General features: G+C 70.0%; 18 protein-coding genes. 7 read left to right on the top strand and 11 right to left on the bottom strand.

The window, feature by feature from the left end:
- The first annotated feature begins 4 nt into the window (after positions 1-4).
- From aspA to ACIBU0_RS13780, 6 genes are all read left to right on the top strand, one after another.
- Entirely contained in the window at positions 5-1417 is a 1413-nt protein-coding gene (aspA, locus tag ACIBU0_RS13755; protein WP_398816505.1) for an aspartate ammonia-lyase, read from the top strand.
- Positions 1418-1482: 65 nt separating this feature from the next.
- Entirely contained in the window at positions 1483-2931 is a 1449-nt protein-coding gene (locus ACIBU0_RS13760) for a four-carbon acid sugar kinase family protein (protein ID WP_398816508.1), read from the top strand.
- Positions 2931-3794: a ketose-bisphosphate aldolase gene (locus tag ACIBU0_RS13765; protein WP_398816511.1), complete on the top strand. Its 864-nt coding sequence runs from the start codon at positions 2931-2933 to the stop codon at positions 3792-3794. The genes ACIBU0_RS13760 and ACIBU0_RS13765 overlap by 1 nt, the downstream gene beginning before the upstream one ends.
- 161 nt (positions 3795-3955) lie before the next feature.
- The gene (locus tag ACIBU0_RS13770; protein WP_398816514.1) at positions 3956-4705 is read left to right on the top strand and encodes an aspartate/glutamate racemase family protein; all 750 of its coding nucleotides are present in this window, start codon (positions 3956-3958) and stop codon (positions 4703-4705) included.
- 283 nt (positions 4706-4988) lie between these two features.
- Positions 4989-5780, top strand: a complete 792-nt coding sequence (gene otnI / locus ACIBU0_RS13775) for a 2-oxo-tetronate isomerase (RefSeq protein WP_398816517.1) — start codon at positions 4989-4991, stop codon at positions 5778-5780.
- A gap of 686 nt (positions 5781-6466) precedes the next feature.
- Positions 6467-6832, top strand: a complete 366-nt coding sequence (locus ACIBU0_RS13780) for a cupin domain-containing protein (protein ID WP_398816520.1) — start codon at positions 6467-6469, stop codon at positions 6830-6832.
- 508 nt (positions 6833-7340) lie between these two features.
- Here the strand turns inward: ACIBU0_RS13780 and ACIBU0_RS13785 are convergent.
- From ACIBU0_RS13785 to solA, 8 genes are all read right to left on the bottom strand, one after another.
- Positions 7341-8324, bottom strand: coding sequence for a D-2-hydroxyacid dehydrogenase (locus ACIBU0_RS13785; RefSeq protein WP_398816523.1), 984 nt, complete (start codon positions 8322-8324; stop codon positions 7341-7343).
- Between the two features lies 1 nt (position 8325).
- A complete protein-coding gene (locus ACIBU0_RS13790; protein ID WP_398816526.1) occupies positions 8326-9777 on the bottom strand; it encodes an NAD-dependent succinate-semialdehyde dehydrogenase in 1452 nt (483 codons plus the stop codon).
- Between the two features lie 38 nt (positions 9778-9815).
- Positions 9816-11096: an NAD(P)/FAD-dependent oxidoreductase gene (locus ACIBU0_RS13795; protein WP_398816529.1), complete on the bottom strand. Its 1281-nt coding sequence runs from the start codon at positions 11094-11096 to the stop codon at positions 9816-9818.
- Between the two features lie 187 nt (positions 11097-11283).
- Positions 11284-12051, bottom strand: coding sequence for an amino acid ABC transporter ATP-binding protein (locus tag ACIBU0_RS13800; protein ID WP_398816532.1), 768 nt, complete (start codon positions 12049-12051; stop codon positions 11284-11286).
- The gene (locus ACIBU0_RS13805; RefSeq protein ID WP_398816535.1) at positions 12048-12965 is read right to left on the bottom strand and encodes an amino acid ABC transporter permease; all 918 of its coding nucleotides are present in this window, start codon (positions 12963-12965) and stop codon (positions 12048-12050) included. The genes ACIBU0_RS13800 and ACIBU0_RS13805 overlap by 4 nt, the downstream gene beginning before the upstream one ends.
- Positions 12966-13008: 43 nt before the next feature.
- Positions 13009-14028, bottom strand: a complete 1020-nt coding sequence (locus ACIBU0_RS13810; protein WP_398816537.1) for an ABC transporter substrate-binding protein — start codon at positions 14026-14028, stop codon at positions 13009-13011.
- A 99-nt stretch (positions 14029-14127) separates the two neighbouring features.
- On the bottom strand, positions 14128-14808 hold the full coding sequence (locus ACIBU0_RS13815; RefSeq protein WP_398816540.1) for a haloacid dehalogenase type II: 681 nt from the start codon (positions 14806-14808) through the stop codon (positions 14128-14130).
- A gap of 116 nt (positions 14809-14924) precedes the next feature.
- Positions 14925-16061: an N-methyl-L-tryptophan oxidase gene (solA, locus tag ACIBU0_RS13820; protein ID WP_398816543.1), complete on the bottom strand. Its 1137-nt coding sequence runs from the start codon at positions 16059-16061 to the stop codon at positions 14925-14927.
- 278 nt (positions 16062-16339) lie between these two features.
- Here solA and ACIBU0_RS13825 point away from each other — a divergent pair, with 278 nt between their 5' ends.
- Positions 16340-17968, top strand: a complete 1629-nt coding sequence (locus ACIBU0_RS13825; RefSeq protein WP_398816546.1) for a PucR family transcriptional regulator — start codon at positions 16340-16342, stop codon at positions 17966-17968.
- A gap of 49 nt (positions 17969-18017) precedes the next feature.
- Here ACIBU0_RS13825 and ACIBU0_RS13830 read toward each other — a convergent pair whose 3' ends face one another.
- The 3 genes from ACIBU0_RS13830 to ACIBU0_RS13840 form a co-directional block, all read right to left on the bottom strand.
- A complete protein-coding gene (locus ACIBU0_RS13830; protein WP_398816549.1) occupies positions 18018-19076 on the bottom strand; it encodes a tartrate dehydrogenase in 1059 nt (352 codons plus the stop codon).
- Positions 19077-19149: 73 nt separating this feature from the next.
- Positions 19150-20034: a LysR substrate-binding domain-containing protein gene (locus tag ACIBU0_RS13835; protein WP_398816552.1), complete on the bottom strand. Its 885-nt coding sequence runs from the start codon at positions 20032-20034 to the stop codon at positions 19150-19152.
- A gap of 165 nt (positions 20035-20199) precedes the next feature.
- On the bottom strand, positions 20200-21468 hold the full coding sequence (locus ACIBU0_RS13840) for an aspartate aminotransferase family protein (protein WP_398816555.1): 1269 nt from the start codon (positions 21466-21468) through the stop codon (positions 20200-20202).
- Positions 21469-21516 lie beyond the last annotated feature (48 nt).

A 21516-nucleotide genomic window follows, 5' to 3' on the forward strand; every position in this document is an offset into this window, starting at 1 on the left:
TGCCATGACCGCCGTAGCTCACCGCAGCGAGCACGACCTGCTCGGCCACCGCGACGTACCCGCCGAGGCGTACTGGGGCGTCCACACCCTGCGCGCCAGGGAGAACTTCGCCATCACGGGGACGCCGATTGCCGCCTACCCGCATCTGATCGACGCTCTGGCCGCCGTGAAGGAGGCCGCCGCCCGGGCGAACGAGGAACTCGGCCTGCTGGAGCCGAGGAAGGCCGCCGCCATCGTGGAGGCGTGCCGTGAGATCCGTGACGGCAAGCTGCACGACCAGTTCGTCGTCGACGTCATCCAGGGCGGAGCCGGCACCTCGACCAACATGAACGCCAACGAGGTGATCGCCAACCGGGCCCTGGAGCTGCTGGGCCACGCCAGGGGAGAGTACGGATTCCTGCACCCGAATGAGGACGTCAACCTCGGCCAGTCCACCAACGACGTCTATCCGACCGCCGTCAAGATCGCGACGGTATATGCGGTGAGCGGGCTGCTGAAGGCGATGGCGGTGCTTCAGGACGCGTTCGCGGCCAAGGCGGTGGAGTTCCGTGACGTGCTGAAGATGGGCCGCACCCAGTTGCAGGACGCAGTGCCGATGACGCTGGGGCAGGAGTTCTCGGCGTACGCGGTCATGCTGGAGGAGGACCGCAGCCGGCTGGCGGAGGCGGTGGAGCTGGTCCACGAGATCAACCTGGGCGCCACGGCGATCGGCACCGGCCTCAATGCTCCTGCCGGGTACGCCGAGTCGGTGCGGCGCCACTTGTCGCAGATCACCGGGCTTTCGCTGGTGACCGCGGTCAACCTGGTGGAGGCGACGCAGGACTGCGGGGCGTTCGTGCAGATGTCCGGCGTGCTCAAGCGGATCGCGGTCAAGCTCTCCAAGAGCTGCAATGACCTGCGTCTTTTGTCGTCCGGGCCGCGCGCGGGTCTGAACGAGATCAACCTGCCGCCGGTGCAGGCCGGTTCCAGCATCATGCCCGGCAAGGTCAACCCGGTGATCCCCGAGGTCGTCAACCAGGTCGCCTTCGAGGTGATCGGCAACGACGTCACCATCACCATGGCCGCCGAGGCCGGGCAGCTCCAGCTGAACGCCTTCGAGCCGGTCATCCTGCACTCCCTCTCCAAGAGCATCACGCACCTGGAGCGCGCGTGCCTGGCCCTGACCGAGCGGTGCGTCGCAGGGATCACGGCCAACACCGAGGTGCTGCGGGCGGCGGTGGAGAACTCCATCGGCCTGGTCACCGCCCTCAACCCGTACATCGGCTACGAGGCGGCCACCGGCATCGCCAAGGAGTCCCTCGCCACTGGACGCGGAGTCGCCGAACTCGTACTGGACAAGGGCCTCCTCCCCGCCGGCACCCTCGCCCAGCTGCTCCGTCCCGAGGCCGTCGCGGGACCCGGTCAAGCCCTGGTGTGACGTGATCAGGCGCGACCTCGACTGACGTTCCCCCTCAACTACTCGTACCAGAGCAGGAATTCGCCATGTCTCTACCCCTTCATGCCCAGACGCGGGCCGTCCCCGAGGCAGCGGTGCTGGAAGGGCTGCCTCCAGTCCACGAGGTGAGCGCCGCGGAAGTGGCCGCCCGCATATCCGGCGGCCCCCGTCTCGTCGTCCTCGACGACGATCCGACCGGCACCCAGACGGTCGCCGACGTGCCCGTCCTGACGTCCTGGACGGTGGACGACCTGCGCTGGGCGCTGCGCCAGGACAGCGCCGTCTTCTTCGTCCTCACCAACACCCGCAGCCTGTCCCCCGAGGACGCCGCCGCCCGCAACCGCGAGGTGGTGCGCGCCCTGCACGCGGCGTCGGCGGCCGAGGGCACCGGCTACGTCCTGGCCAGCCGCGGGGACTCCACGCTTCGCGGTCACTTCCCGCTGGAGACCGATGTCCTCGCAGAGGAGCTGACGGAGCTGGGCGCAGGTGCTCCGGACGGCGTGGTAGTGGTCCCCGCCTACATCGAGGCGGGCCGGCTGACCGCCCGCTCCCGCCACTGGATGCGGACCGCCGACGGGCTGCTTCCGGTCGGGATGAGCGAGTTCGCCCGCGACGCCACCTTCGGCTACCGCAGCTCGTCGCTGCCCGAGTGGGTCGAGGAGAAGACGGGCGGACGCATCCCCGCGGACGAGGTTCTGCGCGTCACCCTCGACGACCTGCGCGGCGGCGGCCCGGCGCACACGGCGCGGCTGCTGTCCTCGCTGCGCGGCGGACGCACGGCCGTGGTCGACGCGGTGCGCGACGACGATCTGCGGGTGCTCGCCCTGGCCCTCGCACAGGCGGAGGAGAACGGCACGCGACTGCTGTACCGGGTCGGGCCGTCCTTCGTCAGGGCCCGCGCCGGACAGGCGGCGCGGGCACCGCTCACCCCGGCCGAACTGCGCCCGCTGCGCGGGGACGCACCGCACGGTCTCATCGTCGTGGGGTCTCATGTGGCGCTCACAACACGGCAGTTGGACCGGCTGCGGGAGCGAGGCGGGATCGCCGAGTACGAGCTGGATGTGGCCCTGCTGCTCGACGAGGAGCGGCGTGACGCCCACATCGCCCAGGTCGCGGCCGCGGCCGCCGGCGCTCTGGACTCGGCCGACGCCGTGATCTGTACCTCTCGCGTGCTGGTGACGGGTGCCGACGCGGACGACAGTCTCGCGATCTCCCGCCGGGTCTCCGCCGCGCTCGTCGAGGCCGTACGCCAGGTCAACGCCACCCGGCGGCCCGCCTTCGTCGTCGCCAAGGGCGGTATCACCTCCAGCGACACCGCCACCCACGGCCTTGGGATCCGCCGTGCCTGGGCCCGGGGCACCCTGCTGCCGGGCATCGTCTCGCTCTGGGAGCCCGCGGACGGCCCCGCCGCCGGCATCCCCTACATCGTCTTCGCCGGGAACGTCGGGGGCTCCGACGCCCTCGCCGACGCCCTCGACCTGCTCAGGAGTGCCTGATGCTGCTGCATGGAACCCATGCCCTGAAGGCGGCCGCGGCCGCCGGTCACGCCCTGCCTGGCTTCGTCGCCTACAACCTGGAGACGGTCCAGGGCATCACGGCCGCCGCTGAGGCCGCCGGACAGCCGGTCGTCATCCAGGCGGGCTCCAGTCCCTTCAAGCACGCCGGGCGCGAGGCCCTGATGCGGCTGGCGCTGCACGCGGCCGGACACTCCGCCGCCCGCCTCGGTGTGCACCTCGATCACAGCCGGGACCTGGAGGAGATCACCGACTGCCTGGAGGCGGGCTACACCTCCGTCATGGTCGACGGCTCCCATCTGCCGTTCGCCGAGAACATCGCATTGACGAAGGAGGCGGTCCGGCGGGCTCATGACCACGGCGCCTGGGTGGAGGCCGAGCTCGGTGCCCTGCCGGGCGACGAGGACGTCTCCACCGACGCCGTCGCGCAGGCCGCCGCGATGACCGATCCGCAGCAGGCGGCCGCATTCGTGGCCGCGACGGGCGTGGACGCGCTCGCCGTCGCCGTCGGCAACGTCCACGGCTTCACCAAGCACCCGGTCCGCCTGGACCTGGAGCGGCTGGCCGCGATCCACGAGGCCGTACCGGTCCCGCTCGTCCTGCACGGCGCCAGCGGTCTGCCCGTCGAGGAACTGCACGGCGCCCTCGCCCGAGGCGTCGCCAAGGTCAACGTCAACGCCGAACTGCGCCGCGCCTACCTGGAGGCCGTCCGCGTGACCCTCCCGTCCGCGCTGCCCGGCTCCGACGTCGTCTCCCTGTGGGCGGCGGGCCGCGACGCGGTCCGGGACGCAGCCCTGGAGGTCATCGGCCGCCTCAGCCCCCACGTCGAGGGGGGAAGCGCGTGACCTGAACTCAGCCTCGCTGTCCGAGCCGCACCACAGCGACGGACACAAGACCGTCGTACGCCCCCGGCCGTGCGCGCTGCGCGCGGTTCGCACCGCTGCGTCTCGTGCTCGCGTGCCCTCCTCGGCACGCGAGCCGATACCTCACCCTGTTGGAGCCACGCATGTCCACCACCGCCTCGATCGCCGTTCTGCATACCAGCCTGCTGTTCGTCAACCCCGATTCGGTCATCAACGAGTACCTCGCGGAACTCGCGCCGGACGCCAAGGTCCTGCACTTCGTCGACAGCGACGTGCTCGCAGCCGTGGTGCGCGACGGTGAGGTCTCACCTGCCAGCACCCAGCGCATGGTGCACCTGGCCCAGGCGGCGGAGGCCGCGGGCACCGACGTCATCTTCTCCGCCTGCTCCTCGGTCGGTCCGGCCATCGACGTGGCCCGACGCCTGGTCTCCGTCCCGATCGTCAAGATCGACGACGCGATGGCCGCGTCAGCGGTCGAGACCGCGGACGCCGTCGGCGTCCTGGCCACGGTCCCCACGACGCTGCCGCCGACCCGTTCCCTCGTCGAGGAGAAGGCCCGGGCGGCCGGTCGCGACATCACCGTCCAGGAGCAGCTCTGCGAGGGTGCCTTCTCGGTGCTGATGTCCGGTGACCGCGACCGCCACGACGCGATGGTGCTGCACGGGGCACGGGTGCTGGCCACCGAGGTAGACGTGATCGTGCTGGCCCAGGCGTCCATGGCACGGCTGGCTCCCGCGATCGCCGAAGCCGTCGGCAAGCCCGTGCTCTCCAGCCCGCGCAGCGGAGCGGAGGACGCGGTGCGTGTGCTGAACGAGCAGACGGCTGAACCGGTTCATGCCGCGGTCAGGGCCTTCGAGACCGTAGAAGGGCAGGGGGGCTGCGGGGCCGGATAATGGCACCGCGTCACTGCGGTCCGGCTTCGACGGCGCGGTCCACGGTGTTGCGCTCTCTGAGGTCCGCGGCGTCGTGGCCCACCGGGCGACCTCCGCCAGAGCTCTTTCCTTGCGGTTGGCCGCCTGGTCGGCCTGCTCCGGGACCACCGCCCAGATTTTCCCTTTGCACAGGTGAGCACGGCCTGCACGGACCGGGAGTACGCCTTTCCCCCTGCGACAGCCCAAAGAAACAGGCCGTCGACCACTGCCCTTGGCCGTCCCCGGCCGGAACTCAGGAGCCAGCATGCCGAGGTTCGCAGCGAACCTGTCCATGATGTACACCGAGCACGATTTCCTCGACCGCTTCGCCGCGGCCTCGGCCGACGGCTTCCAGGCCGTCGAGTACCTCTTCCCTTATGCGTACGACGCCGCCGAGCTGCGTCGTCGGCTCGACGACCACGGCCTGAGGCAGGTGCTCTTCAACGCACCTCCCGGGGCGTGGGAGTCCGGAGAGCGCGGGATGGCGGCACTGCCCGGACGCGAGGCGGAGGTGCGTTCCGGGGTCGACCGGGCGCTGGAGTACGCGGCGGCGTTGGGCTGCCCACGGGTGCACCTCATGGCCGGACTGGCCCGGCCTGACGCGACACCGGCCGAGCGGGCCGAGCACCGCGACACCTACCTGACCAACCTGGCCTGGGCCGCGGAACAGGCCGTCGCGGCGGGCGTCGAGCTCCTGATCGAGCCGATCAACGGCCGCGACATGCCCGGCTATTTCCTGAGTACCCAGGCCGAGGCCCACGCCGTGGTGCAGGAGGTGGGAGCCTCGCATCTCAAGGTGCAGCTCGACCTCTACCACTGCCAGATCGTCGAGGGCGACCTCACCGCGACCCTGCGCCGTGACCTGCCGACCGGCCGGGTCGGTCATCTGCAGATCGCGGGCGTGCCCGACCGGGGCGAGCCCGACCGTGGTGAGATCAACATCCGCCACCTGCTCGACACAGTCGACGAGCTGGGCTTCGACGGCTGGATCGGCTGCGAGTACCGCCCCCGCGCCGGCACGAGTGAAGGTCTCCGTTGGCTCAGTAGGTATCTTTGATCCTCCCGGCGTTGTTGATCTTTGTGGAGCGGGTATGAGACCCGATGTTGCCCGTGGTCGTCCGCTCTCATGGACACGCTTTGGGCACGGTGCCGGCTCAGGCATGCGGGAGCCGCGCCCGGTGGGCGACGGACGTCCGAGCCTTGGCAGCGGGAACTGGCCGGAAGGCACCGCTGCGGGAGCATACGGCGGAGGTTTCAGCATCCCCTCGTTCAACGGGCCGTGAGTGTCGCCTCCCAGTCCCACGCTTGACACAACGTCCGAAGATCGTGCCCGCAACGGACAGATCACGTCTGGGCTCGGGGCGGGGCGTCGGAGACACTCGATGGGCGGCAACAGGCGCGCGGTCCACGCCGCCGGTGCAGGCCCGTCCGAATCATGCCCAGGCAAGGTCGAACCGGTGGTTGCCGAGGTCGCCCGTCAGGTCGCGATCGGTGATCGGCACGACGTCACCACCATGGCGGCGGAGGCCGGACAGCACCGCGAGGCCCTCGCCCGCCGGTGCGTGGCCTGACTCGCTCAGGAGAAGGGCCTGTTGCCCGCCGAGAGGCTCGCCGGTCTGCTGCGCGCCGAGACCGTGGCGGGCAGCCGTCAGGCCCTGGCCCTGGATGGGTGATGGGCCTGATCCGACTCGACCGGGTGACGCCCGGTATGTCCGCACCCGATTTGCACCGTTCCCAGAACCAGTGGAGAAGAACATGTCGCTACTGAAGACCATCGATCCCAACCCCTCTTTCGCACCCCAGGAGTCCGGCCCGCTGCCGGAACGCCTGATTTCCGGCGACCCGACCTACAAGACCTGGGCCCAGGACGCCGCCCGCGGGGAAACGATCAAAACGGGTGTCTGGGAAGCAACGCCCGGCGAGACGCGCTCGATCAAGGGCGAGCTCTTCGAGTTCTGCCACATCCTTTCCGGCGTCATCGAACTCACGCCGGAAGGCGGCGAGCCGGTGGTCTACAAGGCAGGCGACAGTTTTGTCATGCAACCGGGCTACGTCGGTGTCTGGAAGACCATCGAAACCGTGCGCAAGATCTACGTGACCGTGTCGTGACACCGATGCCGCAGGACGCGATCGTCGTCGCGGCCTCCCGCGAGGGCAGCCTGGCCGAAAGGTGCACGCTTTCGATGCCCTGAGACGCGCACTGTGGCATAAGTTCAGATGAGCGACGGGTACTGGCGATGGGACCGGGCGGCTACCGACCGGTCCCATCCGAGAGTTCCAGATGGAAGTGGCCCTCCCCGACCCGCGGGGGGTGAGTGACGATGCCCGCCGCCGGACGGCACGTCCAGCAGAAAGCCACCGGTGAACGTATGGCGGCGCAGGACGAGGGAAAGGCGAGTAGCGGGGGGGGGGGCGCGGGGGGGGGGGGGGCGCGCGGCGGGGGGGGGGCCCCCCCCGGCGGGGCGGGGGGGGGGCGGGGCGCCCCCCCGCCCCCCGCCCCCCACCCCCAACCACCGACCCCGCGGGGTGTCGGGGGGGGGGGGCCGCGGGGGGCGCGGGGGGGGCCCCCCCCCCCCCCCGCGGGCCCCCCCGCCCCCCCCCCCCCCGCTACTCGCCTTCAGGCTGGGCGCGTGTCGTCGACCACGTATCCCCGCCGCTTGTCCACCAAGTTCCGCAGCGGTCGGCCCTCGAGGTGGCGGGCGAAGTTGTCGAGGAACACCTCGATGAGCGCCTCCCGCTCGCTGGTGGTCTCGCCCGCCGTGTGCGGGGAGATGATCACGCCGGGCATGTCCCACAGTAGTGATCCGGCAGGCAGCGGTTCTTGAGCGAACACGTCCAGGGCCGCTCCGGCGAGCCGTCCGGCGGCGAGGTGGTCGACCAGCGCCTCCTCGTCGACGAGTCCGCCCCGGCCTACGTTGATCAGCCGCGCCCCCGGCTTCATGGCGGCGAGCACGGGGGCGTCGACCATGCCCCGGGTGCCCTGGGTGAGGGGGGCGGCCAGGACGACGTAGTCCGCTTCTGTCAGGGCGGAGCGCAGGGTCGTCGCACCGTGAACAGTGCCGAAGTCGGGATCGTCCGAGCGGGACTGGCGGCCCGCACCGCTCACCCGCATCCCGACGGCGCGCAGCAGCCGGGCGATGGCCCGGCCGATCGGCCCCGTCCCCCAGACCAGCACAGTGCGTCCGGTGATGCCGTCACTGGGGCGCGGACGCCACTCGCGGCGCCGCTGGTGCTCCCAGGTGCCGGGGAAGTCCTTGGCGAGGGCGAGGATCAGGCCCAGGACGTACTCGGCGGTCGGCTGCTCGTAGACCCCGCGGGCGTTGGTCAGGACAACCCGCGGATCGTCCACCAGGGCGGGGAACAGCAAGGAGTCCACGCCTGCGGAGGACGCGTGGACCCAGCGGGGCGCCTTCTGCGGATCGTCGGGCCACGCCTCCCGGATGGCCGGGGTGATGGTCACCCAGGCCAGCAGGACGTCGGCGCCGGGGAGGAGGTAGGGCAGTTCCTCCTCCGTGGCGTAGACGGTGTCCGCGAGGCTTTCGATGAGTTCGGTGGCGGGGGGCCGGTTGCCGCGGTAGAGGACGACGAGTCGCTCGCGCATGTCAGGCTCCGACGGGGACGGCCATGTACTTGTACTCCAGGAACTCGTCGATGCCGACGAGTCCGCCTTCGCGGCCAAGGCCGGACTGCTTGACGCCGCCGAAGGGTGCCGCGGGGTTGGAGACCAGTCCGGTGTTGATGCCGATCATGCCGCTTTCGAGACGTTCGGCGACACGCAGGGCACGGTCGAGGTTCTGGGTGAACAGGTAGGCGGCCAGACCGAATTCGGTGTCGTTGGCGGCGGCGACGACCTCGTCCTCGGTCTCGAAGGTGCGGATCGCGGCGACGGGGCCGAAGATCTCGGAGTCGATGATCGCGGAGTCGGGGGCGATACCGGTGAGGACGGTGGGCGGGTAGAAGCAGCCCGGCCCTTCGGGGAGTTCACCGCCGGTCAGGACGGTGGCACCGCGCTTGACGGCGTCCCGCACCAGGTCGTGTGCCTTGCTGCGGCCGGCGGCGTCGATGAGGGGGCCGACGTCGGTGCCGGGTTCGGTGCCGGGCCCGACGGTGAGGGCGGCCATGCGGGCGGTGAGGCGCTGGGCGAACTCGTCGGCGACGGCAGTGTGGACGAAGATGCGGTTGGCCGCGCAGCAGGACTCGCCCATGTTGCGCATCTTGGCGACCATGGTGCCCTCGACGGCGGTGTCGAGGTCGGCGTCGTCGAAGACGATGAGGGGGGCGTTGCCGCCCAGTTCCATGGAGGTGCGGATGACGGTGTCGGCGCACTGGGCCAACAGGATCCGCCCGACCTGGGTGGAGCCGGTGAAGGAGAGCTTGCGGATCTTCCCGCCGCGCAGGAGGGGTTCGACGACGCCGGCGGCGTCGGTGGTGGTGACGATGTTCAGCACCCCGGCCGGCAGACCCGCCTCGCTGAGGATCTCCGCCAGGGCGAGGCTGGTCAGGGGGGTCTGGGGGGCGGGTTTGAGGACGATGGTGCAGCCGGCGGCGACGGCGGGGCCGATCTTGCGGGTGCCCATCGCCAGGGGGAAGTTCCAGGGGGTGATGAGCAGGCAGGGGCCGACGGGCTGACGGGCGACCAGCAGACGGTTCTTTCCGTCGGGGGCGGTCATCAAGCCACCGTCGATACGCACGGCTTCCTCGGAGAACCAGCGGAAGAACTCCGCGCCGTAGGCGACCTCGGCACGCGCCTCGGCCAGGGGCTTGCCCATCTCCAGGGTCATCAGCAGCGCGAGATCCTCGGTGCGCGCGATGATGATGTCGTAGGCGCGGCGCAGGATCTCGCCGCGCACGCGCGGCGGGGTGGCGGCCCAGGCGGCCTGCGCGGCGACCGCCGCCTCGACCGCACGCCGGCCGTCGGCGGGTGAGGCGTCGGCGATCTGGCACAGTTCCTCGCCGGTGGCCGGGTTGTCGACGGACAGGGTCCGGCCGGACTCCGCGTCCTGCCAATCGCCGCCGATGAACAGCTGCTTGGGAACATCACGGACGACAGTCATCGTGGGTATCTCCTTGTGGGTGTAGAGCTGCCGACCGGTCAGCGGATGCGGTCGAGCGTCTTGTAGTAGGCGCCCGCGAAGGGCAGGAACCAGGCGGTGCCGTTGTAGAGGGGGATGCGGGGCGGGGCGATGTCGCGGACGGGGCTGACCTCGGGGTGGCCGTCCATCACCTCGGCCATGACGTGCCCCATGTGGGTGGCCATCTGGACGCCGTGGCCGGCGTATCCCATGGAGTAGTGGACGCCGTCCTCGGTCTGCCCGGCGTGCACGATGCGGTCCATGGCGAAGCCGACGGAGCCGCCCCACACGTACTCGATCCTGGTGCGGGAGAGCTGGGGGAAGATCTCGCACATCTCACGGAACAGGACGGCCCCGCTCTTCTTGTCCGAGGTGGGGTCGGACGGAGCGAAGCGGGCGCGGCCGCCGAACAGCAGCCGGTTGTCCGGGGTGAGCCGGAAGTAGTGGCAGACCTTGTTGGAATCGACGATGAGGCGGGCCTTGGGGATGATGTCCCGGGCGAGTTCCTCGCCGAGCGGCTCGGTGACGATGATGAAGCTGCCCACGCAGACCTGCTGTCGGCGCAGCCACGGGAAGTTCTTGTCGGTGTAGGCGTCGGTGGCCATCATGACCTGCCCGGTACGGATGACACCGCGCTCGGTGCTGACCTCGAATCGGCCGGCGGCGGTCCGCCGTACGCCGATGGCCGCGTTGCGCTCGTGGATCTCGACACCGGCGCGCTCGCACGCCTCGGCCATACCGCGCACGAAGCGGCCGACGTGCAGGGCCGCGCTGAACGGGTCGAGCAGGCCGCCGTGGTAGGCGTCGGAGCCGATCTCGGACCGCAGTTCGGACTTGCCGATCAGAGTGGTCTCGTGTCCGAAGTGCTTGGCCAGGAGGAGCTGTTGTGCCTTCTTGCTCTCGAAGTGGGCGGGGCGGGACGCGACACCCAGGCGTCCGACTCGGTGGAACTGGCAGTCGATGGACTCCTCGTTCACGAGCCGCTCGACGGTGTCCACGGCCTCGCCGTAGGAGTTGTAGATCTCGCGGGCCCGTTCGAGTCCGTACCGGCGGATGGCCTGGCCCACGCCGATGGTGAAGCCCAGGTTGGCCATGCCGCCGTTGCGGGCGGAGGCACCAGAGCCGATCTGGCCCTTTTCGACGAGGGTGACGCGGGCGCCCTTGCGGGCGGAGTGCAGGGCGGTGGACAGTCCCGTCAGGCCGGCGCCGACGACCACCAGGTCGGTGTCCTCGGTCAGCGGCTTGCCGGATCGGTCGGGAAACGCCCCGGCGGTTTCTATCCAGTAGGGAATCGTCTTCATGTCGGGTCCTTAGCGGGGAGTTTCGAAGGAGGCGCGGCCGGGCAGCACCAGGGGCCCGGCCGACGGCGAAGTCAGCGTCGGCGCGGCCCATGCCGGCCCGGGGGCTCGGGTGACGCCGAGGATCACCAGGCCGATGCAGACCGCGCTGACGACGGTGACGGTCGGGTCGACGTCGAACCGGAAGGCGTTACAGCACCCTTTCGAGGAACGCCTGGGTTCGTTTCTCACGGGGGTTGCCCAGGACTTCGCGTGCGTCGCCGCGTTCGACGGCGATGCCTTCGTCCATGAACAGGACTTCGTCGGCGACTTCGCGGGCGAAGCCCATCTCGTGGGTCACGAGCAGCATGGTCATTCCGTTGCCGGCGAGGTCGCGCATGACGGCGAGTACTTCACCCACGCGCTCGGGGTCCAGCGCGCTGGTGGGTTCGTCGAACAGCATGATGGTGGGTTCCATCGCCAGCGCGCGGGCGATGGCCACCCGCTGCTGCTGGCCGCCGGAGAGTTGAGCGGGGTACTTGTGGCCGCAGCCCTTGAGGCCGACCTTCGCCAGCAGCTCCTGTGCCTGCTCCCGGCAGGTGGCGCGGTCCTTCTTCTGCACCAGCACCGGTCCGGACATGACGTTGCTTTCGGCGGTCATGTTCGGGAACAGGTTGAACTGCTGGAACACCATGCCGATGCGGGCGCGCTGCTCGGCCAGCCGTTTCGGGCGGACGGCGTGGTAGGCGTCGTCCTTCTCGACGTAGCCGAAGTCCTCTCCGTTGACCTTGAGGACTCCGCGGTCGACGGTCTCCAGACCGTTGATACAGCGCAGCAGGGTGGATTTGCCGGATCCGCTGGGCCCGATGATGCAGGAGATCTCCCCGGCCGCGACGGTCAGGTCGATGTCACGCAGGACCTGGTGACGTCCGAAGCTCTTGCACAGCTTGCGTGCGACGATCGTTCCGTCGGCGTTCACAGCAGGGACTCCCTCGTGGTGGGAACTGGCTGGCCCGCCCCCGGCTCGGCCGAGGCGGCGGCCGGGGTCAGCCGCGTCCGGGTCGAGCGGGAGAACCGCCGCTCGATCATGGACTGCGGCACGCTCAGCACCAGCGTCATGATCAGGTACCAGAGGCTGGCCACGATCAGCAGCGGGATCGTCTGGTAGTTGCGGGCGTAGATCGACTGTGCACTGTTCAGCAGGTCGGCGACGCCGAGCACGCTCACCAGTGAGGTCTCCTTGAGCATGCCGATCACCTGGTTGCCGGTGGCCGGGATGACCGCCGGCATGGTCTGCGGGATGATCACGCGCCGGAGCTTCGTGAACCCCGACATGCCCAGGGACTCCGCCGCCTCGTGCTGTCCGCGGCTGACCGAGGCGAACCCGCCGCGGATGATCTCGGACATGTAGGCGGCCTGATTGAGCGTCAGCCCTACGATGGCCGCGGTCATCGGCGTCATGATCGCGTTCACGTTCACCGGTGTGGAGATGTCGGTGAACGGGATGCCGATCGAGAGGTGCGGATACAGGGCCGCGATGTTGAACCAGAAGACCAGCTGCACGAGCACCGGGGTGCCGCGGAAGAAGGTGATGTAGAGCTGGGCCAGCCCGGAGACGGGCCGCAGGTGCGACATCCGCATCACCGCCAGCACCAGCCCCAGCAGCGTGCCCAGAGCCATGCTCGCCGCCGTCAGGAGCAGCGTGATCAGCAGGCCGTTGAGGATGGTCTCGGTGGTGAAGTAGCTGAACACCACCGGCCAGCGGTAGTTCTCGTTCGTCACCGCGGTCCACACCAGGCCGGCGACGATCGCGATCGCGACGGCCCAGGCGACGTAGTCGCGCGGACGTTTCGGCGTGATCCGCTTCTTTTCTTCGGCCAGCAAGGGTGACATCGGTCGGCTCCCGGTCTTCGTACCGATCAGATCCGTGGACATGTCAGTCCTGCGGGACGGCCATGGCCGCGGTCTTGATCCCGAGGTCCTTGAGACCCCAGCGACCGAGCGCCTGGGTGTACTTGGGGTCGTCGATGATCGACTGGATGGCGGCCTTCACCGCGGGTGTCAGCGGCGAGTCCTTCTTCAGCGCGACGGTCGCGGGCTTGGTGGCCACCAGGGGCCTGAGGACGTCGAACGTCTTGGGCTGCTGCGCGGCCGCCCACTCGAGCGAGGTGAAGTCGTACATCACCGCGTCGATCCGATTGGAGACCAGCTGGGTCAGAGCGTCGTTCACGCTGGGCAGGGTCACGGACTTGATGGCCGGCTTGCCCTGGCTCGTACAGTCCTGCTTGGACAGCTGGGGCAGCCACTGGAGCTCCGCGGTGCTGCCGGAGGGGACGGCGACGCGGTGCCCGCACAGCGTGTGGGTGCCCAGCTTCTGCGGGTTGCCGTAGGGGACGGACACGCCTGTCCCTGAGTTGATGTAGTCGACCATGTCGAGCACCTTCAGCCGGTCGCTGGTGGCGCCCATGGTGGAGCTGGTGAAGTCGTACCGATCGGCCTGCAGGCCGGTGATGATGGTGTCGAACTTGACGTTGTTGATCTGGAGTTTCAGGCCGAGCTTGGCAGCGATCAGCCGGGACATGTCCGGGTTGAAGCCGATCGGGGTCTTGTTGTCCGATGCCATGAACGTGGTGGGCGGGTACGACAGGTCCATGGCCACCGAGAGCGTGCCCTTGGCCTTCACCGCCGCGGGCAGCAGCTTCACCGCCTTCGCGTCCGGCTTCACACCGACCGAAATGTCGTCGGTGTGCTCGGCCGACGCGCCGGATCCCCCGCCCTGCGTCGTGCCCTTCGCCCCCGCGTTCTGCGCGGTGCCGGTCGACCCGCACGCGGCGAGCGCGAGGGCCAGGGCGGTGGTGACGAGCGGGATGCTCAGGTGTCTGTTGACCTGCATCGCGGCGGCCACGGCGCCTGCGGTGCGGAATGCGTTTCTGCGGCCTGTCCGGTTGGTTTCCATGGCGGTGCCTCCTGGGGATACGGGGATACGGGGAATCCGTGATGCGGGGACGACGTGCGGATCGGACGGGGGGCGGGTGAGCGGGGTGCGCGGCGCGCGTCAGATGCCCAGCATCTGGTTGAGCTCGTCCAGGGACTTGACAGTCACGTAGTCGTAGCCGTGGGTGACCGGGTCGCACCCGCGGTCCAGCAGGACGAGGTTGCGGAAGCCCATGTCGTGCATCGGCATCAGGTCGTAGCGGGTGTGCGAGGAGACGTGGACGAAGTCCTCGGGGGACGCGTCGAGCTGGTCGAGCATGTACTCGAACGCGGCGTAGCGGGGCTTGTAGTAGCCGGCCTGCTCGGCGGTGAAGACGGCGTGGAAGTCGGCGCCCAGCTGCGGCACGCTTTCCGCGAGGAAGGCGTTGTCGGCGTTGGAGAGGATCACCAGCTTGTAGTTCTCGCCCATCTTCTTCAGGGGTTCCGGCACGTCGGCGTGCGGGCCCCAGCTGCGCACGCCGTCGGCGAGCCGCTTGCCCGCGTCCGGGACCGCCTTGATCCCCCACTTGCGGCAGACCCCCTCGAAGGCGGCCTGCAGCGTCTGCTCATAGGGGTAGTACTTGTCGAGGACCGAGTCGTAGCGGTAGCCGCGGAACTCCTTGACGAACTGGTCCCACTGCTCGGCGGGGATCTGGTCGCCGACGAGCTCACGCGTGATGGGGGTCATCGGCCACTCGATCAACGTGCCGTAGCAGTCGAACGAGACGTACTTCGGGCGGAACTGGAACGAGGGAATGGGCATGGACGGGCTCCACTTTCTTGCGTCGGGGAACTGGGCAGGGCCGGCGCGGCCCTTTTTAGGCATGCTCACGACAAAGACGTCGGGAGTGGGGGTGATGACGTCGGCAACCGCCGGGGTCAGGCGGCGCCGGCTCCTGCCGGAGCGAGGAAGTCGACAGGGTGCTCCGTGGTGCCGTCGAGCGCCAGGTCGGCGGCGATCTCTCCCATCGCGGGCGAGAACTTGAAACCGCTGCCGGAGAACCCGGCCATGACGATGATGTCGTCCTCGCCGGGGAGATGCCCGACGAGCGGGTTTCCGGACTCCGTGTAGCCCTCCATGTAGGCCGACATCCTGATGGGGTCGGGGTTCAGGTCGGGCATAAGTTCATCGATGAGCTCGCGGAAGACACCGAGTTCGTCGGGGCGGACGGTGCGGTCGAGCCGATCGGGCTCGGGCACCGGCGCATGGTATTTGAAGGAGAGACCGAGCTTGACGGAGATGCCGTCGGGCGACGGGATTCCGAAGCAGTCATGGGGTGCGGCGCGCACGAAGGACGGCCCGCCGCCCGCGAACCAGTCGTGCCGGGTGGGCAGGTGCCAGGAGCAGACCACCCGGCGGACGTCGACGGTCCGGGGCAGGTCCGGGAGCAGGGTGTTGATCCACGGGCCCACGGTCACCACGGCGGCGTCCACATGGTCCGTGCCCAGGTCGGTGACGACCCGCACCCCGCCACCCGCCGCGGGGACGACCTCGCGCACCGTGGTGTAGCGGTGCAGCCGGGCGCCCAGCTGCTCGGCACGGGCGGCGGCGGCCTGGATCGACGCCTCCGGCCTGATGACGGCGCCCAACCGGTCGAGGACCGCGGTGTGTCCGTCCGGGAGCCGGTGCTGTGGGTAGCGGCGGGCGAGTTCCTCCCGGTCCAGTACCTCGTGATCCAGCCCCTGGGCCGCGCTGGTGGACAGGAGGAGGCGCATGGACGGTGAGGCGGTCTCTCCCATCACGAGGCTCCCGCTGCGGCGCCGCAGCGACCGGGCCGTCTCCGCCTGGAGCTGCTCCCACATCCGGTCCGCCAGCCGCAGCAACGGAATGTACCCCGGCTCGCCGAGGTGGGCGGCCCGGTAGATACGGCTCTCGCCCCCGGCCGCGCCGCGGTCGTGACCCGGTGCGTACCGGTCGTAGCCGATGACCTCGGCTCCGCGGGCGGCCAGTCGCCACATGGCCTGGCTGCCCATGCTGCCGGCACCGATCACGGCGACGCGCTTCGGGATGCGCATGAGGTCGCTCCTCTCGATGGTGTGGTGGGTGGCAGTGGGGCCCCAGCACTGTGCGGACACCGTGCGGACCTTTCCGGTTCGCGTCCTGCTGGGGATGGCGTTCACTCTCCGCCCGGGAGAACCCGCAGAGCAACCCACACTGTGTTCCGCCACGGGGCCTTCTTGAGACGGTCTGTCACGGCGGACGACCGGACTGCCCGAATGACGGGCCGCCTCTTGTCACGATGAGTGGCCGATGCGAAGGTGAGCCCGATTCCCCTCGGATGAAAGCACCACCTATGCCACCCAGACGTCACGCAACCGGGCACTTCCCCACGCTCAGGGAGGTACTGCGCCTGCCCGTGCTCGCCGAAGGGATGCCTCGCGTGCTGGCAGGCGAGGCGCGGTTGGACAGCCCGGTGCGCTGGGTGCATGTCACCGAGCTGCTCAACCCCGCGGACTTCCTGGAGGGTGGCGAGCTGATCCTGACGACCGGTGTGCCGCATCCTGAGAACGCCTCCGAGCTGCGCGGCTACGTCGACCAGCTCGCGGACGTCGGCGCGGCGGGCCTGATCGTGGAGCTCGGTTACCGGTACCAGAAGGTGCCCCACGAGCTGGTGGCGGCGTGCCGTGCCCGTGATGTGCCGCTGGTCGAGCTGGCCCGTGGCGTCCGGTTCATCGACGTCACGCACGCGGTGCACGCGCTCATCCTCGACGCCCAGGGAGCCCTGCTGCGCCGCGGGCGGGACATCCAGGACATCTTCACGGCCCTGACGCTGCGGGGCGCGGACCCCGAGGAACTGGTGCACACCACCGCGGAGCTCACCGGAGCCCCCGTGGTGCTGGAGGACCTCACCCACCGGGTCCTGATGTGCGAGCTGCTCGGCCGGCCGTACGAGCCGGTGGTGTCGGCCTGGTCGCGGCGTTCGCGGGCCGCCCCGACGCCGGAGAGGATCACGCCGAGCGGCCCGGAGGGGTGGCTGATCGCGCCGGTACAGGACCACCACGGCCCGTGGGGGCGGCTGGTGCTGCTGGAGGACCGGCTGAGCGCCGAGCCCGACCCGGAGCACGTCCTGGTGCTGGAGCGTGCGGCGATCGCACTGACCATGGCGCGTCTGGCGGGGCAAGCCTGGTGGGAGCGCCGGGCCCACCGCTCCGTACTGCGGGACCTGTACGAACGGCGTTTCCGCTCCCCCGCGGACGCCCGCGCCCGCGCCGAGGCACTGGGACTGCCCACCCTCGGACACCGCCTGTTCGCCGTGGTCATCCGCCACCCCTACACCGGCACCGAGGGGGAGCACCTCGACGAACGGATCGCGAAGGCACTGACGCACACCGGTGTCCGCGCCCTGGTCGGCGAGACGGCCCCGGGCCACATCGGTGTCCTCATGGCTCTGGCACAGGCGAGCGCCTGGCAGCCGGTTGCCGAACGGATCGGCCGCCTGGTCCGGGAAGAACTCGGACCGCGGGCAGTGGTCGCCGTCGGCCCCGGGGTGACCGATCTCGGCGGGATCGCCCGATCGTGGCAGGAGGCGGAGCAGACGGCCGAGGCCATCACACGGGCCTCCCCCGAGCGGTGGTTCTACGTCCCCGCTGACGTCCGGCTGCCGGAGTTGCTGGGCATCCTTCGCGAGGACACCCGTCTTCAGCGGTACGCCGAACGGCAACTGACCCGCCTCATCGAGCACGACGACCGCAACAGCGGCGATCTGCTCCCGGCACTGCGCGCCTATCTGGCGGCGGCCGGGAACAAGTCGGTCGCGGCGAAACGCGCCGGCATGTCCCGGCAGGCGTACTACCAGCGCCTGCACACCATCGAGCGGCTCCTCGGCTGCGACCTGGAGTCAGGACTGGAGCGCACGTCCCTGCACGTCGCGGTGCTGGTTCTGGACGCGGGAGAAGCAGCGGCAGAGGGCGCGGGGGAATGATGACCGGTGGGCGGCGTCGTCCCTGCCGCCCACCGCGGAGGAACATGGCTCAGAGGAGCTCGATCAGCCTGTCGGTGAACTCGGCGGTGGTCGCGGTTCCGCCCAGGTCACGGGTGCGGGTATCGGTCTTGGCCAGGACCGACGCGATCGCGTCCGTGATGTCCCTGGCCGCGGCTGGGTGGCCGAGGTGGTCGAGCATCATCGCCGCGGACCAGATGGCGCCCAGAGGGTTGGCGATGCCCTGGCCCGCGATGTCGGGCGCGGAGCCGTGTACCGGCTCGAACATCGAGGGGAACTCACCCTCGGGGTTGAGATTGGCCGCCGGGGCGACGCCGATCGATCCGGCGACCGCGGCCGCGAGGTCGCTGAGGATGTCGCCGAAGAGGTTGGAGGCGACGACGACGTCGAAGCGGGCGGGGTCGAGGACGAACTTGGCCGCCAGCGCGTCGATGTGCTCCTGGTCCCAGGTGACGTCGGGGTGGTCGGCGGCCCGCTCGGCGATCAGCTCGTCCCAGAACGGCATGGTGTGAATGATGCCGTTGGACTTGGTGGCGGAGGTGAGCTTCCCTCGGCGGCGGGCGGCGAGCGAGAACGCGTAGTCGGCGACACGGGTGACCCCGGCCCGGGTGAACACCGCTTCCTGGACGGCCAGTTCCTCGGGCGTGCCCTGGTTCAGCCGTCCGCCGATCTCGCTGTACTCGCCCTCGACGTTTTCCCGAACGACGACGAGATCGACCTCGCCCGGCTGCGCGCCGCGCACCGGACTGTCGATGCCCGCGAAGACACGGACGGGCCGGAGGTTGACGTACTGACGGAAGCTGCGCCGTATCGGGATCAGCAGCCCCCACAGCGAGACATGGTCCGGGACCCCCGGGTAGCCGACGGCGCCCAGCAGGATCGCGTCCTTGTCGCGCAGCTGGTCGATCCCGTCGGCGGGCATCATGGCACCCTCCCGCAGGTACCGCTCGCACGACCAGTCGTACGACGTGTAGGAGAGGCTGAAGCCGTGGCGGCGGCCGAGAACATCGAGCACCTGCTGTGCTGGGGGGAGTACCTCGGCGCCGATGCCGTCGCCGGGGATCAGGGCAATGCGGTGGTTGGTCTTCATGCCGTCGATTGCAGCAAGGCGGTCCGCGGGGCGTCCAAGACGCAAAGCGGATATCCCTTATAAGGGGCGCCTATCAGCTGCCGGAAGCCGAGACGGCGGCCGTGACGAACGCGGCAGCCGCCGGCGACAGGCTGCCGCGGCGGCTGACGAGAGCGATGTCCAAGGCGCTCTCCGGCTCGATGTCCAGGACGCGGGCGCCCAGCTGCCGGGCGAGGTCCCGCCAGGAATCCATGATCACCGCGAGTCCCACACCGGCCAGTACCAGGGGCATGAGCGACACCCGGTGCTCGGTCTCGGCGGCGACGGTGAACTCGATGCCCTGTTCCCGCAGCGCGTCGACGTAGGCGCGCATCCCGGTACCCGGCTGCCCGACGATCAGCCGCTGTCCGGCAAGCTCCTGGCACTCGACAGCCGTGCGATCAGCGAACGGGCCGTCGGCCGGCACCATCAGCACAAAGCGCTGCCGCCCCAGCGCATGGCAGACGACCTCCTTGTCGGAGAACGGCCCGGCGGACGCCAAGAGCCCCAGTTCCACGGCACCCGTGCGCACCATGTCGATCACATCACGCGAGGTGAACGCCGCTTTGATGGCCACGGAGACGCCGGGATACCGGTGGCTGAACGCGCTCACCAGACTCGTCAGCGGCTCCACCGCCTGCGACGGCACGGATGCCACGTCCAGGCGCCCCTCCCGCAGCTCATGCACCGCCGCGACACTCGCCCGCGCCGTCTCCAAACTCCGCACGGCCTCCCGGGCAGGCTCGATCAGAGCCCTTCCGGCCTCCGTCAGCACTGCCCTACGCCCGATGCGATGGAACAACTCGGAACCGAGATCACGCTCCAGTGCCCGCACGGCCTGCGACAGCGACGGCTGCGACACGTAGAGAGCCGAGGCCGCGCGGTTGAACCCCCCACGATCAACGATCGCAAGGAAGTACTCCAGCTGCCGAATATCCATTACGCACCCTCTGTCCCTCAACGCAGCAGCCGACGACTCGACGGTCCCGACCATGGTTGCGTGAAGGACAGCCTCGACGAAGCACGGACCCCCGGTGCGGTGACCGTTTCTGTCACCGAAGCGCGGTCACCGCTGATTGAACTCCGGCGGTAGATCGCAACCGCGTCATCGCCGCGCCGCTCCCGATGTGCCGGCCTCCACCGCGGCCGCCCATGCCTCAAGGCCCTGGTCCACCGCCGTCTCGTCGATCACCAGGGCCGGGATCATCCGCACGACCTGGTTCCAGGCGCCGCACAGAAGCAGGAGCAGGCCCTGGTCGACAGCGGCACGCTGCACGCGGGCGGCGGTCTCGGGGTCCGGGCTGCCGTCCTCGGTGACGAACTCGGTCGCGAGCATGAGCCCGAGGCCGCGTACGTCACCGATGCCTGCGGTCCGGTCGGCCACCGCCTCCAGGCCCTGGCGAAGACGCTTGCCCATCGCCTCGGCGTTCTCGACGAGCCTCTCCTCACGGACGACGTCGAGGGTGGCGCAGGCCGCGGCGCAGGCGACGGCGTTGGCGCCGTACGTACCGCCCTGCGAGCCGGGCCACGCCTTGGCCATCAGCTCCTCGGAGGCGGCGATGCCGGACAGCGGGAAGCCGCTGGCCAGGCCCTTGGCGGTGACGAGGATGTCGGGCGTGACGCCGAAGTGGTCGTGCCCCCAGAAGCGGCCGGTGCGGCCGATGCCCGTCTGCACCTCGTCGAGGATCAGCAGGAAGCCGTGGCGGTCCGCCCGCTCCCGCAGGCCCTCCATGAAGGCACGGTTGGCGGGGACGTATCCCCCCTCGCCGAGCACCGGCTCGACGATGATCGCGGCCGTGTCGGCGGGCGAGGAGATCGTCTGGAGCGTGTAGTCCAGTTCCTTCAGGGCGAAGCGGGTCGCGGTCTCCTCGTCCCAGCCGTACCGGTACGCGGACGGGAACGGAGTGACGACGACACCGCTCATCAGCGGGGAGAAGCCGGACCGGAAGCGGGTCCCGGAGGTCGTCATGGAGGCGGCGGCGACCGTACGGCCGTGGAAGCCGCCGTGACAGACGATCACATTGGGGCGGCCGGTGGCCTGCCGGGCCAGCCGCAGCGCCGCCTCCACCGCCTCGCTGCCGGAGTTGGTGAAGAACAGGCTGTCGAGCCCCTCGGGCAAGACCTCGCCCAGCTTGTCGACGAGCCGCCGCAGCGGCTGGTGCATGACTGTCGTGTACTGGCCGTGGACGAGGGTGCCCACCTGTTCCTGGGCAGCCGCTACGACCTTGGGGTGGCAGTGCCCGGTGCTGGTCACGCCGATGCCGGCGGTGAAGTCGAGGTAGCGGCGGCCGTCCTCACCGTAGAGGTGGACGCCCTCTCCCCGGACCGCCACCACGGGCGTGGCCTGGCGAAGGTGCGGCGACAGTGCGGTCATGTTCGTCTCCCGGCGGGTTGTCGGTCTGGCTCCGGTCCGGTCGAGCAT

This window comes from Streptomyces sp. NPDC049627 (genome assembly GCF_044465645.1).
In the GTDB taxonomy this organism is placed as follows: domain Bacteria; phylum Actinomycetota; class Actinomycetes; order Streptomycetales; family Streptomycetaceae; genus Streptomyces.

What these genes read in the sequence shown, in the direction of transcription:
- ACIBU0_RS13835 (WP_398816552.1), bottom strand. Translation starts at nt 20,034, where the DNA reads ATGGATATTCGGCAGCTGGAGTACTTCCTTGCGATCGTTGATCGTGGG.
- ACIBU0_RS13785 (WP_398816523.1), bottom strand. Translation starts at nt 8,324, where the DNA reads ATGCGCGAGCGACTCGTCGTCCTCTACCGCGGCAACCGGCCCCCCGCC.
- ACIBU0_RS13790 (WP_398816526.1), bottom strand. Translation starts at nt 9,777, where the DNA reads ATGACTGTCGTCCGTGATGTTCCCAAGCAGCTGTTCATCGGCGGCGAT.
- aspA (WP_398816505.1), top strand. Translation starts at nt 5, where the DNA reads ATGACCGCCGTAGCTCACCGCAGCGAGCACGACCTGCTCGGCCACCGC.
- ACIBU0_RS13815 (WP_398816540.1), bottom strand. Translation starts at nt 14,808, where the DNA reads ATGCCCATTCCCTCGTTCCAGTTCCGCCCGAAGTACGTCTCGTTCGAC.
- ACIBU0_RS13830 (WP_398816549.1), bottom strand. Translation starts at nt 19,076, where the DNA reads ATGAAGACCAACCACCGCATTGCCCTGATCCCCGGCGACGGCATCGGC.
- ACIBU0_RS13805 (WP_398816535.1), bottom strand. Translation starts at nt 12,965, where the DNA reads ATGTCACCCTTGCTGGCCGAAGAAAAGAAGCGGATCACGCCGAAACGT.
- ACIBU0_RS13840 (WP_398816555.1), bottom strand. Translation starts at nt 21,468, where the DNA reads ATGACCGCACTGTCGCCGCACCTTCGCCAGGCCACGCCCGTGGTGGCG.
- ACIBU0_RS13760 (WP_398816508.1), top strand. Translation starts at nt 1,483, where the DNA reads ATGTCTCTACCCCTTCATGCCCAGACGCGGGCCGTCCCCGAGGCAGCG.
- ACIBU0_RS13810 (WP_398816537.1), bottom strand. Translation starts at nt 14,028, where the DNA reads ATGGAAACCAACCGGACAGGCCGCAGAAACGCATTCCGCACCGCAGGC.
- otnI (WP_398816517.1), top strand. Translation starts at nt 4,989, where the DNA reads ATGCCGAGGTTCGCAGCGAACCTGTCCATGATGTACACCGAGCACGAT.
- ACIBU0_RS13765 (WP_398816511.1), top strand. Translation starts at nt 2,931, where the DNA reads ATGCTGCTGCATGGAACCCATGCCCTGAAGGCGGCCGCGGCCGCCGGT.
- ACIBU0_RS13770 (WP_398816514.1), top strand. Translation starts at nt 3,956, where the DNA reads ATGTCCACCACCGCCTCGATCGCCGTTCTGCATACCAGCCTGCTGTTC.
- ACIBU0_RS13825 (WP_398816546.1), top strand. Translation starts at nt 16,340, where the DNA reads ATGCCACCCAGACGTCACGCAACCGGGCACTTCCCCACGCTCAGGGAG.
- solA (WP_398816543.1), bottom strand. Translation starts at nt 16,061, where the DNA reads ATGCGCATCCCGAAGCGCGTCGCCGTGATCGGTGCCGGCAGCATGGGC.
- ACIBU0_RS13795 (WP_398816529.1), bottom strand. Translation starts at nt 11,096, where the DNA reads ATGAAGACGATTCCCTACTGGATAGAAACCGCCGGGGCGTTTCCCGAC.